Source organism: Streptomyces sp. NPDC056738, from assembly GCF_042790435.1.
Taxonomy (GTDB): domain Bacteria; phylum Actinomycetota; class Actinomycetes; order Streptomycetales; family Streptomycetaceae; genus Streptomyces.
This window is the reverse complement of the sequence record NZ_JBHTZF010000013.1, coordinates 194,000-207,853: the sequence shown is the minus strand read 5'-3', so window position 1 is coordinate 207,853 and position 13,854 is coordinate 194,000. Positions and strand designations below refer to the sequence as shown.

At 71.2% G+C, this 13,854-nt stretch carries 13 protein-coding genes and 1 riboswitch; of the genes, 7 read left to right on the top strand and 6 right to left on the bottom strand.

What is annotated here, in order from left to right; all coding sequences use genetic code 11:
- Nucleotides 1-263: 263 nt before the first annotated feature.
- The gene (locus tag ACFRIC_RS31110; RefSeq protein ID WP_355766811.1) at nt 264-539 is read right to left on the bottom strand and encodes a MoaD/ThiS family protein; all 276 of its coding nucleotides are present in this window, start codon (nt 537-539) and stop codon (nt 264-266) included.
- A complete protein-coding gene (thrC, locus tag ACFRIC_RS31105) occupies nt 536-1,834 on the bottom strand; it encodes a threonine synthase (protein WP_382792632.1) in 1,299 nt (432 codons plus the stop codon). The genes ACFRIC_RS31110 and thrC overlap by 4 nt, the downstream gene beginning before the upstream one ends.
- Nucleotides 1,835-1,851: 17 nt before the next feature.
- Nucleotides 1,852-2,008: riboswitch (SAM riboswitch) on the bottom strand.
- Between the two features lie 205 nt (nt 2,009-2,213).
- Between thrC and ACFRIC_RS31100 the strand changes: the two genes are divergently transcribed.
- Nucleotides 2,214-3,158, top strand: coding sequence for a glucosyl-3-phosphoglycerate synthase (locus ACFRIC_RS31100; protein WP_382792630.1), 945 nt, complete (start codon nt 2,214-2,216; stop codon nt 3,156-3,158).
- Between the two features lie 78 nt (nt 3,159-3,236).
- Nucleotides 3,237-4,697: a trehalose-6-phosphate synthase gene (locus ACFRIC_RS31095; protein ID WP_382792627.1), complete on the top strand. Its 1,461-nt coding sequence runs from the start codon at nt 3,237-3,239 to the stop codon at nt 4,695-4,697.
- A 214-nt stretch (nt 4,698-4,911) separates the two neighbouring features.
- Here ACFRIC_RS31095 and otsB read toward each other — a convergent pair whose 3' ends face one another.
- Nucleotides 4,912-5,766, bottom strand: coding sequence for a trehalose-phosphatase (gene otsB / locus ACFRIC_RS31090; RefSeq protein ID WP_382792623.1), 855 nt, complete (start codon nt 5,764-5,766; stop codon nt 4,912-4,914).
- Between the two features lie 76 nt (nt 5,767-5,842).
- Nucleotides 5,843-6,070, bottom strand: coding sequence for a DUF3263 domain-containing protein (locus tag ACFRIC_RS31085; protein ID WP_261701885.1), 228 nt, complete (start codon nt 6,068-6,070; stop codon nt 5,843-5,845).
- 154 nt (nt 6,071-6,224) lie between these two features.
- Between ACFRIC_RS31085 and ACFRIC_RS31080 the strand changes: the two genes are divergently transcribed.
- The 4 genes from ACFRIC_RS31080 to ACFRIC_RS31065 all read left to right on the top strand — a co-directional run bounded on the left by ACFRIC_RS31080 (nt 6,225) and on the right by ACFRIC_RS31065 (nt 9,964).
- A complete protein-coding gene (locus ACFRIC_RS31080) occupies nt 6,225-7,220 on the top strand; it encodes an ROK family protein (protein ID WP_382792620.1) in 996 nt (331 codons plus the stop codon).
- 7 nt (nt 7,221-7,227) lie between these two features.
- Nucleotides 7,228-8,412, top strand: coding sequence for an N-acetylglucosamine-6-phosphate deacetylase (nagA, locus tag ACFRIC_RS31075; protein WP_382792617.1), 1,185 nt, complete (start codon nt 7,228-7,230; stop codon nt 8,410-8,412).
- A 144-nt stretch (nt 8,413-8,556) separates the two neighbouring features.
- Nucleotides 8,557-9,474, top strand: coding sequence for a 1-phosphofructokinase family hexose kinase (locus ACFRIC_RS31070; RefSeq protein ID WP_382792614.1), 918 nt, complete (start codon nt 8,557-8,559; stop codon nt 9,472-9,474).
- Between the two features lie 133 nt (nt 9,475-9,607).
- Nucleotides 9,608-9,964 carry a peptidase inhibitor family I36 protein gene (locus tag ACFRIC_RS31065; RefSeq protein ID WP_382792612.1) on the top strand — a complete coding sequence of 119 codons (357 nt, stop codon included), beginning with the start codon at nt 9,608-9,610 and terminating at the stop codon, nt 9,962-9,964.
- Nucleotides 9,965-10,025: 61 nt separating this feature from the next.
- Here the strand turns inward: ACFRIC_RS31065 and ACFRIC_RS31060 are convergent, their stop codons facing one another.
- The gene (locus ACFRIC_RS31060; protein WP_382792609.1) at nt 10,026-10,985 is read right to left on the bottom strand and encodes a carbohydrate-binding protein; all 960 of its coding nucleotides are present in this window, start codon (nt 10,983-10,985) and stop codon (nt 10,026-10,028) included.
- Nucleotides 10,986-11,102: 117 nt separating this feature from the next.
- Nucleotides 11,103-12,848: a diguanylate cyclase CdgB gene (cdgB, locus tag ACFRIC_RS31055; protein ID WP_382792606.1), complete on the bottom strand. Its 1,746-nt coding sequence runs from the start codon at nt 12,846-12,848 to the stop codon at nt 11,103-11,105.
- A 509-nt stretch (nt 12,849-13,357) separates the two neighbouring features.
- On the opposite strand from cdgB, the gene ACFRIC_RS31050 reads away from it, so the two are divergent.
- A complete protein-coding gene (locus ACFRIC_RS31050; RefSeq protein ID WP_382792885.1) occupies nt 13,358-13,840 on the top strand; it encodes a flavin reductase family protein in 483 nt (160 codons plus the stop codon).
- Nucleotides 13,841-13,854 lie beyond the last annotated feature (14 nt).

Here is a 13,854-nt window from a genome sequence, read left to right as displayed (position 1 = left end):
TGATATGTGGAGAATGCGCAAGGATTCAGGGCAAGTCGGGCCCCGCAAATGCCATAAAATGCCCAAAAAGGTGAGTCACTTTGGCTACTTCTTGTCGCCCGAAGAACGGTCACTCATATGCGTCCGGCATGAAACCAACATCCAAATCGGAGCGACTTCCCCAACTCTAGCGCGTTCAACCCAACAGAATTGCCCCCTCCGTTTGTCTCACGGAGGGGGCAATTATGTGAACGCGCTGTGTTCGGCATTACCGAGGGTAACGATCAGCCTCCGGCGACGGCCGGAATGATCGAAACGCCGACACCGTCCGGAGTCGCCGTCTCCAGTCCCTGCTCGAAGCGCACGTCGTCGTCGTTGACGTACACGTTCACGAAGCGACGCAGCTTGCCCTGGTCGTCCAGGACGCGCGCGGCGATGCCCGTGTGGTTCTTCTCCAGGTCGCTGATGACCTCGGCGAGGGTCGCGCCCTCGGCCGTCACCTCGGCGGCACCACCGGTGTAGGTGCGCAGGATGGTGGGGATGCGGACGTTGACGCTCATGATGCGAGGCCAGCCTCTCGGAAGGAGTCGAGGTTCGGGCGGATGGTCGCGGTCAGCCCGGTGTCGGAGGCCACCGCGTCCAGGGTCTTGAGGCCGTCGCCGGTGTTCAGCACGACCGTGGTGAGGGCCGGGTCGAGGAGACCGTTCTCGATGAGCTTGCGGGTGACACCGACGGTCACACCGCCGGCCGTCTCCGCGAAGATGCCCTCGGTGCGCGCGAGCAGCTTGATCGCGTCGACGATCTGCTCGTCGTTCACGTCCTCCACCGCGCCGCCGGTGCGCCGGGCGATGTCGAGCACGTACGGGCCGTCCGCCGGGTTGCCGATGGCGAGCGACTTGGCGATGGTGTCCGGCTTCTGCGGCCGTACGACGTCGTGACCGGCCTTGTAGGCCACGGACACCGGGGAGCAGCCCTCGGCCTGGGCGCCGAAGATCTTGTACGGCTTGTCCTCGACGAGTCCGAGCTTGATCAGCTCCTGGAGCCCCTTGTCGATCTTCGTGAGCTGGGAGCCGGAGGCGATGGGCACGACGAGCTGGTCGGGGAGCTTCCAGCCGAGCTGCTCGCAGATCTCGTACGCCAGGGTCTTGGAGCCCTCGGCGTAGTAGGGCCGCAGGTTGACGTTGACGAAGCCCCAGCCCTCGCCGGCCGGGTCGCCGATCAGCTCGGAGCAGAAACGGTTCACGTCGTCGTAGTTGCCCTGGATGCCGACGAGCTCGCCGCCGTAGACCGCGGCCATGACGACCTTGCCCTGCTCCAGGTCGTGCGGGATGAACACGCAGGAACGGAAGCCGGCGCGGGCCGCCGCGGCGCCCACCGCCCCGGCGAGGTTGCCGGTGGAGGAGCAGGAGAGGGTGGTGAAGCCGAAGACGCGGGCCGCTTCGATGGCCTGGGCGACGACGCGGTCCTTGAAGGAGTGCGTCGGGTTGCCGGAGTCGTCCTTGACGAAGAGCTTCCCGGCGTCGACGCCGAGCTCGCGGGCCAGGTTGTCGGCCTGGACGAGCTTGGTCCAGCCGGGGTTGATGTTCGGCTTGTCCGCCACGTCCGCGGGGACGGGCAGGAGCGGCGCGTAGCGCCAGATGTTCGCGGGTCCCGCTTCGATGCGCTTGCGGAGCTCTTCGGTGTCGTAGGCCGAGAAGTCGTAGGCGATCTCCAGCGGGCCGAAACACTCCTCGCAGGCGAAGACCGGGCCGAGCAGGACGCGGTGTCCGCACTCGCGGCAGGAAAGCGCCGCGGCCGGGCCGAGGTCTACCGCGTCGGCGGAGTTCGTGGTGCTTGCAACTGTCTGCGCAGCCATGGAGGCGAGGCCCTTTCTCCTCATCTTCCTCACGGCGCACTTCGCCGTGAGACGGATTTGGCACCTTCCCTAGCCGGGAGCCTCGCGACGCGATCGACATCGATCGGTACGAGACCGGCTGGAGGGTTGCCGGGGCTTCATCGGGCCGTATCCCTCTGCCCCTCTGGATGAGCGGTATTTGATTGTTGAACTGTTGAACACGATACGCGCCGACGATCCAGGACATGCGATGGTCATGCGCGTTGTTCAAGACTGTAACCGAAGGCCAGGACAGTTGAGATAGTCGTCCGAACCGCGAGACGACGGCAATCGATCTGCCGCTGGCCGCAGCGGGCACGCCGATGAGAGCGTGTGATCAGACAGTGAGGAGCCGCAGACGGTGCTGAGAGAAGTCGAAAGCTGGCTGAGCACACGCTCCTGGTCCGCGACCGACCGCCCGCTCCACAGGATCATGGCAGCCAAGCGTGTCACCGGATCGACGGTGAGTGTCGTGCTGCCCGCGCTCAACGAGGAGGAGACGGTCGGCGAGATCGTCGCGATCATCCGCCACGATCTGATGCAGCAGGTGCCCCTCGTCGACGAGATCGTCGTCGTCGACTCCGGTTCGAGCGACCGCACCGCCGCGGTCGCCGCCGCCGCGGGCGCGCGCGTCGTGCACCGCGACGACATCCTCCCGCGGATCCCGGCCGTGCCCGGCAAGGGCGAGGTGCTGTGGCGGTCGCTGCTCGTGACGAGCGGGGACATCGTCTGCTTCGTCGACGCGGACCTCAAGGAGTTCTCGTCCGACTTCGTCTCCGGGATCGTGGGCCCGCTGCTCACCGAACCCGGCGTCGACCTGGTCAAGGCCATGTACGACCGCCCGATGGCCGGCGGCGGCGGGCAGGGCGGCCGGGTCACCGAGCTGATGGCCCGCCCGCTCCTGAACATGCACTGGCCGCAGCTCGCGGGCTTCGTCCAGCCGCTCGGCGGCGAGTACGCGGCCCGCCGCTCGCTGCTCGAACAGCTCCCCTTCCCCGTCGGCTACGGCGTCGAGCTGGGCATGCTCGTCGACGCCCTGCACCTGGTGGGCCTGGACGCCCTCGCCCAGGTCGACGTCGGAGTGCGCAAGCACCGCCACCAGGACGGGCAGGCGCTCGGCCGCATGGCCGCCGCGATCTACCGCGCCGCGCAGCTCCGGCTGGCGCGCGGACACCTGATCCGTCCCTCCCTCACCCAGTTCGAGCGCGACCGCGACGGTTTCCGGCCGCGCACGTACTCCGTGGACACGGAGGAAAGGCCGCCGATGAGCGAAATCTCCGAGTACCAGACGCGCAGAGCCGCGTAGTCCGGCGCCGACGGCCGCCGATCGCATACGGCCGAAGGGCGCGTTTGAGCGTTTCGAGACGGGGCTAGGTTTCGAGGCATGGCTTCAACGCACGGTGCCCACAGGATTCTGGTCGCCTCCAACCGCGGCCCGGTCACCTACGAGGTACGGGAGGACGACTCGCTGCACGCCAGACGTGGCGGCGGCGGCCTCGTCTCCGGACTCTCGGCGATCGGGCCGGACGCGGGCGCCCTCTGGGTCTGCTCCGCCCTCGGGGACGGCGACCGGGAGGCCGTGCGGCGCGGAGTCCACGAGGACGGCGTACGGATGCTGGCCATCGACGCCGACACGCACGCCGACGCCTACAACGGCGTCGCCAACTCCGTGCTGTGGTTCGTGCACCACCTGCTCTACCAGACCCCGCTGGAGCCGGTCTTCGACGCGGAGTTCCGGCGCCAGTGGGAGTCGTACCGGGCCTACAACCGCGCCTTCGCCGAGGCGCTGGCCGAGGAGGCGGCCGAGGGCGCGGCCGTGCTGGTCCAGGACTACCACCTGTGCCTGGTGCCCGGGATGCTCCGCGAACTGCGCCCCGACCTGCGTATCGGTCACTTCTCCCACACCCCGTGGGCGCCCGAGGACTACTTCCGGATGCTCCCCGACGACATCCGCGCGGAGCTGATGGCGGGCATGCTCGGCGCGGACCGGGTCGCCTTCCTGACCTGGCGGTGGGCCACCGCGTTCACGCGCTGCGCGGAGGCGACCGAACCCGGCCGCTACCGCGCCGGCTCGCCCTCGGGCGGCACCCCCCGCACGATCGAGCACCTGGACGGCGCCCGGCCGCCGGTGCGCGAGACCCGGGTCGGCGTGCACGGCCTCGGCGCGGACGCCGAGTTCCTTCGCGAGCGTTCGCACCGCGCGGACGTCGGGGAACGGATGGCCGCGCTGCGCGAGGAGATCGGCGCGGACCGCAGGACGATCGTGCGCGTCGACCGGACCGAGCTGTCCAAGAACATCGTGCGGGGGCTGCTGGCGTACCGGCAGCTCCTCGACGACCACCCGGAGTGGCGCGAGCGGGTCGTCCACGTGGCGTTCGCCTACCCGTCGCGGCAGGACCTCGCCGTCTACCGGGACTACACGGCCGAGGTGCAGCGGCTCGCCGACGAGATCAACGCGCACTACGGAACGCCCGGCTGGACCCCGGTGGTGCTGCACGTGAAGGACGACTTCGCGCGCTCGCTCGCCGCCTACCGGCTCGCCGACGTCGCCCTCGTCAACCCCATCAGGGACGGCATGAACCTCGTCGCCAAGGAGATCCCGGTCGTCTCCGACGAGGGCTGTGCGCTGGTCCTGTCCCGGGAGGCCGGGGCGTACGAGGAACTGGGCGAGGACGCGATCTCCGTGAACCCGTACGACATCACCGGGACGGCGCGGGCGCTGTACGAGGCGCTCACCATGCAGCCGGGCGAACGCGCCGAACGCACCAAACGCCTGACCGCCGCGGCCACCGCCCTTCCCCCGGCCCAGTGGTTCCTGGACCAACTCCACGCGCTGGAGAGCTGAGGAGGGGCGGGCGGCGGTCGGGGTTCCTGTCCGCCGGATCCCGGCTGCGGGTCCAGGGTCCAGACGGTTCCAGCCCCGGCCGGCGAAAGTTCAGCCCCTCCGGCGATTGAGGAGCGGGGTCTGGGGCGGAGCCCCAGGTACGGGAAGGGTAGGGGCGGAGGGGGCGAGAACCGGCTTGTGGCCCGCCCGCCCCGCGCGGGGGTCGCCGGCCGCGTCAGTCGAGCGCGGCCGCCAGGGCGGCGAGGATCCGGACGACCCCGGCGGGCCCGTCGACCACCAGGTCGGCGCGTTCGGCCAGCTCGGCGACCTCGGAGCTGCCGCTGCACACCAGCAGCCCGGGAACCCCGTCGGAGCGCAGCTTGTCGACGGCGCCGAACGCAGGCAGGTCCCCCAGATCGTCCCCGGCGTACAGAACGGCCTCGGCACCGACCTCACGGACGTACTCCAGCAGGGCGACCCCCTTGTCCATGCCGGGCGGACGCAGCTCCAGGACCATGCGCCCCGGTTCGACGATCAGCCCGTGCCGCGCGGCGAGCTCGCCCAGCGGCTCCCGCAACGCCTCGAACGCGGCCTGCGGATCGGCGGCCCGGCGCGTGTGCACGGCGACCGCGCGGCCCTTCTCCTCGATCCAGGTGCCCTGCCAGGCACCGATCGCGTCGAGGAACCCCGGCAGTTCGGCCCGGACGGCCGCGACGCCCGGGTGCGGAGCGGGCGCGGTGACCGTGCCGCTGACCGCGTCCCAGCGCTCGGCGCCGTAGTGACCGAGGACGACCAGGTGCTCCAGCCCCGGCACGCCGGCGAAGCCTCCGTGGCGCACGGCGACACCGGCCGGGCGGCCGGTGACGACGGCGACGGAGGCGACCTTGGGGGCGAGGGCGGCGAGCGCCGGGACCGCGTCGGGGTGGGCGCGGGCCCGGTCGGGGTCGGGGACGATGGGGGCGAGTGTTCCGTCGAAGTCGAGTGCGACGACCGTCCGGGCGGGACGCGTGAGGATCGCTTCCAGAGCGTCGCGCCCGGCGGGGGTCACCGGAGTCGGCAAGGAGTCCTTGGATTCGGGGTGGCTGCCCATGGGGCGACCCTATCCGGGCGACGCCGGACGCACCCCCCGCTCCTCGGACGCCGGAGGGGCCGGATCCTGCCCGTGCTCAGCGTTCGTCGCGGCGGGACTCGCGGACACGGCGGAGCCTGTTCACCGTGACAGGGTCGTGCGCGAGGGCTCGCGGATCGTTCAGCAGCGCGTTCAGGAGCTGGTAGTAGCGGACCGGGGCCAGGCCCAGTTGTTCGCGTATGGCGCGCTCCTTGGCGCCGGGGCCGGGGAAGCCGCGGCGCTCCAGGGCGAGGATGCTCCGTTCGCGCGCGGGCAGCTCTTCCATGGACAGCACGGTAGTCCCCGGCACCGACAGACGACGGGCCCGGGCCCGCCAGGGGACCGGCAGGGCCCCGCTCATGTCTCGGAATGCGGATACAAGGTCTCCATCCCGTGAGTGGACTAGACCTTTCCAGGGGTAAAGCGCGACACTGTCCCCCGTGAGACACGTCATCGCCCTCGATGTGGGCGGCACCGGGATGAAGGCCGCCCTCGTCGGGGTGGACGCCGAGCCCTCCCCGGACCGCCCCGACGCGCCGCGGCCGCAGGCCTCCGGGCACCCCGCGCTGCTGCACCAGGCCCGCCGGGCGACCGGCCGTGAGCGCGGGCCCGACGCCGTCGTAGAGGACATCCTCGACTTCGCCGCCGAACTGCGCGCCTACGGCGAGGAGAACTTCGGCGAGAGCGCGCTGGCCGCCGGCGTCGCCGTCCCCGGCATCGTGGACGCGCGGAATGGCATCGCGGTCTACGCCGCCAACCTCGGCTGGCGCGACGTCCCGCTGCGCCGACTGCTCGCCGAACGGCTCGGCGGAGTACCCGTCGCGCTCGGGCACGACGTGCGCACCGGCGGCCTCGCGGAGGGCCGGATCGGCGCCGGACGGGGAGCGGACCGCTTCCTGTTCGTCCCGCTGGGCACCGGCATCGCGGGCGCCATCGGCATCAACGGCGGCGTCGAGGAAGGCGCGCACGGCTTCGCGGGCGAGATCGGCCACATCGTCGTACGGCCCGGCGGGGCCCCGTGCCCGTGCGGGCAGCGCGGCTGTCTGGAGCGGTTCGCCTCCGCGGCGGCCGTCAGCCAGGCCTGGGCCGAGGCGTCGGGCGACCCCACCGCGGACGCGGCGGACTGCGCCAAGGCCGTCGAGTCGGGCGACCCGAGGGCGCTGGCCGTGTGGCAGGAGGCCGTCGACGCGCTCGCCGACGGCCTGGTCACCGCGCTCACCCTCCTGGACCCGCGCACCCTGATCATCGGTGGCGGGCTCGCGGAGGCGGGGGAAACCTTGTTCACACCCCTGCGGGCCGCGGTCGAACGCCGTGTCACCTTCCAGAAACTGCCGTCCATCGTCCCCGCCGCCCTCGGGGACACCGCCGGATGCCTCGGTGCCGGGCTCCTCGCCCGGGACCTCCTGAACACCACTTCTACGACTCCCCGGAGGTAACCACCCGATGGCTCCTAGCAAGGTTCTCGCCGGCGCCCGGGTGGTGCTGCCCACCGGGATCGTGCACGACGGCCGCGTGATCGTCGACGGTTCGCGGATCGCCGCCGCGGGTGCCTCCGAGACGCGGCCCGGCGGAGTCCACGCGGCAGCGCCCGCGGACGCGACCGTGACCGACCTGTCCGGCCACTGGGTGGTCCCCGGCTTCGTCGACCTCCACAACCACGGCGGCGGCGGCGCGTCCTTCACCTCGGGAACGGCCGAGGACGTCCTGCGGGGCATCCACACCCACCGGCTGCACGGCACCACGACCGTCGTCGCCTCGACCGTCACCGGCGACATGCACGGCCTCGCCGAACGCGCCGGGATGCTCTCCGAACTGGCCGAGCAGGGCGACATCGCCGGCATCCACTTCGAGGGCCCGTTCATCTCGCCGTGCCGCAAGGGCGCGCACTCCGAGGAACTGCTGCGCGACCCGGACCCGGCGGAGGTCCGCAAGCTGATCGACGCGGCGCGCGGCCGGGCCAGCATGGTCACGCTCGCCCCCGAACTGCCGGGCGGCCTCGACTCCGTACGGCTGCTCGCCGAGCACGGGGTGATCGCCGCGATCGGGCACACCGACGCGTCGTACGAGCAGACGAAGGCGGCCATCGACGCCGGCGCGACCGTGGCGACCCACCTGTTCAACGCGATGCCGGCGCTCGGGCACCGCGCGCCGGGCCCCATCGCCGCCCTCCTGGAGGACGAGCGGATCACCGTCGAGCTGATCAACGACGGCACGCATCTGCACCCCGCCTCGCTGGAGCTGGCGTTCCATCACGCGGGTCCCGGCCGGGTCGCGTTCATCACCGACGCGATGGACGCCGCCGGCTTCGGCGACGGCCGCTACATGCTCGGCCCGCTGGAGGTCGAGGTCGCGGACGGCGTCGCCCGCCTCGTGGAGGGCGGTTCGATCGCCGGCTCCACCCTCACCCTCGACCGCGCCTTCCAGCGCGCCGTCACGGTCGACCGGCTGCCGGTCGAGGACGTCGTGACAGCCCTCTCCGTCAACCCCGCCCGCCTGCTGGGCCGGTACGACCGGGTGGGCTCCCTGGAGCCGGGCAAGGACGCGGACCTCGTGGTCCTCGACGCCGACTTCGCGCTCAAGGGCGTCATGCGCGGCGGTGAATGGGTGGTCGATCCCCAACTGGGGTGATTCATACCTTTGTTGCTTACGGCGGTTGGCCCGGGGGGACTGGGCCGACCGCCGTTGTGTTTGGCATGATCGAGCCTCCGGAAACACCGGCGGGCGTCCGAACGGCGCCCACGTCACAGAACTCTTCGGGGGAGGTCGGCCCAGGTGATCCTCACGGTCACACTGAACACCGCTCTCGACATCACCTATCGCGTGCGGTCCCTGCGCCCGCACGGCTCGCACCGGGTGAGCGAGGTGACCGAACGCCCCGGCGGCAAGGGCCTGAACGTGGGGCGCGTGCTGGCCGCGCTCGGGCACGAGGTGACGGTCACCGGGTTCGCCGGCGGTGCCACCGGCCGCATCGTGCGGGACCAACTGGCCGAGTCGGCCGGGGTGGTGGACGCGCTCGTCCCGGTGGAGGGAGCGACGCGCCGCACGATAGCCGTGGTCGACACGACGACCGGTGACACCACCCAGCTCAACGAACCGGGCCCGGCGATAACCCCCGCCGAATGGTCGGCCTTCCAGGAGACGTACGAGCGTCTGCTGCGCTCCGCCTCGGCGGTGGCCCTGTGCGGCAGCCTGCCCCCAGGCGTCCCGGTCGGCGCCTACGCCCAACTCGTACGCACCGCGCGCGCGTCGGCCGTCCCGGTACTGCTGGACACCAGCGGGGAGCCGCTGCGGCGCGGGGTCGCCGCGCGGCCGGACCTCGTCAAGCCGAACGCCGAGGAACTGGCGGAACTCACCGGTTCCCACGAACCGTCGCGCGCCACCCAGGACGCCAGGCGGCGCGGGGCCCGGGCGGTCGTCGCCTCGCTGGGTCCGCACGGCCTGCTGGCCGTCGCCCCGGAGGGCTGCTGGCGCGCCGTCCCGCCCGCCCGGGAACACGGCAACCCGACCGGCGCGGGCGACTCCGCGGTGGCCGGACTGCTCTCCGGCCTGGTGGAACAACTCCCCTGGCCGGACCGCCTCACCCGCGCGGTCGCCCTGTCGGCGGCCGCCGTGCGATCCCCGGCGGCGGGCGAGTTCGACCGCGCGGCCTACGAGAAGATGCTGGCACGCGTCTCGGTGACCGCGGCCTGAAGTCCCTGCGCCCCTCGCCGGCACCCGTCTGACGGTTGGCCGAGAAACGCCCTCCCCTCGCGCGGCAGCCCTGATGATCAGATCATCACCGTTCGCTATGTCGACCAGTAGCGAAAGATCGAGGGGAACCCATATGAACGCGCTCAAGAAGAGCCTGACGATGCTGGCCGTGACCGGCGCGATGCTGAGCGGCGCCCTTGCCACACCGGCTGCCGCCGCCGACCCCAACACCTGCCCGCAGGGGAAGGTCTGCGGCTGGTCCGGGAAGAACAGGACCGGTACCAGGACCGTCATGTCCGTGACGCCTGGCTGCTATCCGTTCACCACGGCCCGGTCCGTGTCGAACCAGACGTCCTACCGCATCGAGTTCTGGCACATAACGCCCGGCACCGGCTGTGACGTCGGCACCCGACTGGTCACGCTGCGGCCGCACACCTTCTCGGACAACCCCGGTAACACCGTCACGGGGATCGCGGTCTACGGGGGCTAGTGCCGCGAACCCCGCCAGGGGCTCATGACGGTCCGCCGGTCCACCGGCGGACCGTTCCCGTTCAAGACACTTGTTCCAGCCATAGCTGATCGAAGAGCGCGTCGCACTGATTGCCCTCGGCGCAGCTGATCTCGATGACGTTGGTCCCCTTGTTCAGCGAGACCGGAGCCCACGTGCTCTGCCAGCCCTTCTCGTAGTCCCCCTTCGGAGACCCGATGAAGTTCTTCAGACCGAGGGGCTGGGTGTTCGCCTTGCCGTTCACCGTCAGCGTCGCGTTGGCATCGGCACCGGGAACGCTGTATCGCGCGTACAGCCGAAGATCCTCGGCCTTCTTGACGCCGCTGAACGTCCAGGTCACCTTGGCTCCGACCTGGTTGAAGCCGTTCACGTAGAACCCGCCGTCGGCCTTCGCGCCCTTCACGTCCGAGGAGAGGGAGGTGCCGCCCTCCAGCTTCAGCGCCTTGCCGTCGATCTTGGGGAGAGCCTCGGGCTCGTCCGCGCCCTTCGTCTCCTGTTGGGTCGGAGCGGCGCTCTGGGAAGCCGTCGGGGTCGTGTCCGCCTGGTTGCCCTTGTCGTCGTCACCGCCGCCCGTCATGGCGATGGCGATGCCGATCACCACGGCGGCGACCACGGCGATCGCGCCGATGAGCAGACCCTTGGTGTTCGGGCCGCTCCCGCGCCCGCCGCCGTCACCGTGACCGGGCATCGGCGTCCGCGCGGTCTGCGCGCCGCCGGGAACGGTCTCGGGGGCTCCGTAGTGCGCGTTCGGCTGTCCGTAGCCGCCCTGCTGCGGCACCTGGCCGTACGGGGCGGTGGGGGCCTGCTGTCCGTAGCCGCCCTGAGCGGTCTGCTGGCCGTACTTGCGCTCGCCGACCGCCCGCACCCGGTTGACCGAGCCCGGGTAGCCGTAGCCCCCGCCGCCGGAGGGCGGCGTGGCTCCGTTGGCCTGACCGTCGGCGTAGAGATAGCCGAACGGGTCGTCCTCCTCGGGCGTGCTCGCGCCGTTGTTGCCGGGCGTCATCCCTTGGTCTCCTCAGCGGGTGCGGTTCTGACTCGGTACACGAATGAATGGCGAGCCTACCCGGTTTCGCTGGGCCAAACGGGGGTCCTTCACCGCATCGACGCACTGACCTGCGTGTTATCCCGCACGCCTGTGTTGTTTGGGACGAGAACGTTTCTCGACGTACATCCGCTCGTCAGCGGATTTCAACACCTCGTCCGCCGTCATTCCACAGTGGGCCCAGCCGATGCCGAAGCTGGCGCCCACGCGGACGGCCCGTCCATCGACCCTGATGGGAGGGATGATCGCGTTCCTCAGGCGTACGGCGAGGTCCTGGGCGTCCGCCCGGCCGAGACCGTCGGCGAGCACGACGAACTCGTCCCCGCCGAGCCGGGCCACCGTGTCGCCGTCCCGGACCCCGTGGGTGAGGCGGCGGGCCACCTCGATGAGAACCTCGTCACCCGCGTTGTGCCCGAACCTGTCGTTGATCGACTTGAAGCCGTCGAGGTCGCAGAACAGCACCGCGAGCCCCTTGGTGCCGTCGTCCGTCTCGCCCTCGGGGGCGACGGTGTGCACGTGGTGGTCGAAGGCCTCGAACGCCTCGGCGCCGGCCCGGAAGTCGAAGCCGTGACCGTTCCCGTCGTAGGCGGGGTGGCCGGTGTCGTCGTACTCGCCGGACAGCGGGTCCGCGAAGTCCCCGTGGCCGTACGCGGCGTCCAGCGAGGCGACCGCGCCGGGCGGCAGGGAGGCCGGGCGCCGGCACAGGCGGGCGCCGAGCCGGGAGCGCAGCTCGGCGGAGTTGGGCAGGCCGGTGAGGGCGTCGTGCGAGGCGCGGTGCGCGAGCTGGAGCTCCCGGCGCTTGCGGTCCTCTATGTCCTCGACGTGGGTGAGCAGGAAGCGCGGGCCGTCGGCGGCGTCCGCGACGACGGAGTTGCGCAGGTGGACCCAGACATAGGTGCCGTCGCGGCGCCCGAGCCGCAGTTCGGCCCGGCCGCCCTCGGCGGAGGTCCGCAGCAGGGTGCCGATGTCCTCGGGGTGGACGAGGTCGGAGAAGGAGTAGCGGCGCATCGCGGAGGCGGGCCGGCCCAGGAGCCGGCACAGGGCGTCGTTGGTGCGCAGGATGCGGCCGTGCTGGTCGCCGCCCATCTCGGCGATGGCCATGCCGGAGGGGGCGTACTCGAAGGCCTGCCGGAAGGATTCCTCGCTGGCGCGCAGCGCCTGCTGCTCGCGTTCCAGGCGGACCAGGGCGCGCTGCATATTCGCGCGTAGACGGGCATTGCTGATCGCGATGGCGGCCTGGAAGGCGTACATCTGGAGGGCTTCGCGGCCCCAGGCGCCCGGCTTGCGGCCGTTGCGCGGCCGGTCCACGGAGAGCACGCCGATCAGCTCGCCGTGCCCACCGCCGTTGCCGCCGCCATTACCGCCGCCGTTGCCGCCGCTGCCGGAGACGCTCGGGGTGTACAGCGGCGCGAAGAGGCGGTCGGAGGGGTGCCACTCGTCCTCGAAGCGGGGCGCGGGACCGTCGGTGTACCACTGCGGCACGTCGTCCTCGTCCAGGACCCAGCCCTCGGTGTGCGGTATGAACCGCAGGTCGCCCCAGGCCTCGCCCATGGTGAGCCGGCGGTCCCAGGAGGCGCGCGAGCCGACACGGCCGGTGATGAGGGCTTCGGCGGCCGGGTTCCCGGCGAGGGCGGCGACGACGAGGTCGCCGTCGGGGCGTACGAGGTTGACGCACGCCAGCTCGTAGCCGAGCCCGGTGACGACGCCGTCGGCGACGGTCTGCAGCGTGTCCGCCAGGCTGCGCGCGGTGTTCATGTCCGCCATGACCTGATGAAGCTGCCTCAGGGTCGCAAGACGGACGTAGGGCTCCGACTCGGTCTCCATTCGCCCTCCCCTCGAGACCTCGCAGCAACTCCAGGGTTCCTTCGGCGTACTGGGTGCTCTTTCGGTTCCGTGCTGACTGCCCGGCGCTTCCCCGCGAACCCCTTCACGCCGTACTGCTTGGTAGCTTCCCCGCTCAACGCCTCCGCCACTGAATCACAGCGCGCTCCCCACTCGGTACACAGGGTCAACAAAATATGGCTCCTGTGACTCAAGTCACAGCGGAACCTGAGCAATTGAGTGGAGTTTCTGCATTCCGGTGTGCGTTTGCAGAATGCATTATTCGACGACTGTGCAGAACCTGTGCGCTCCCCGTGTCCACCGGAGGAGTAGGGACGAGGGTACGGCCTCCGTCTCCGCCCCGGGACCTAGGTCCCGGTTCGGACCGAGGTCCGATGTGGCGCCCCGGATGCGGAGACTAGCGTTTCGGCGTGCTCACGACTCCCCCTGCCCTTCCCGCCACCCCGTCCGTGCATGCTGAGGGGGTGAGCAACGACGAGTTCCGCGCCGCCATGACCCGGCTGGCCGCGGGTGTGGTCCTGGTGACCGCCCACGAGCCCGCGCTGGCCCCGGACGGGCCGCGCGGCGAGGACGTCGGCATGACCGCGACCGCCTTCATGTCCGTCTCCCTGGACCCGCCGCTCGTCCTGGTCAGCCTGCGCGAGGGGTCCCGGATGGACGACCTGCTCGACGAGCAGCCGCTGTGGGGCGTCTCCGTGCTCGCGGAGAGCCAGCGCCACATCGCCGGCCGGTTCTCGATGAAGGGCCGCATCAGCGACCGGCTCCTCTTCGAGGACATCCCCTACGTCCGCGGCGAGGCGTCCGGCGCCCTCCTGGTGGGCGGCGCCCTGGCCACCCTGGAGTGCAGCACCGAACAGCGGATCACCGCCGGCGACCACACCCTCGTCATCGGCCGTGTCCTGACGGCCCGGGTGCCGAGCGCGGACGGCGGTCCCCTGACGTACTTCAAGGGCCGCTACCGGCAGCTCGGCTGAGGCCGCCGCAACGG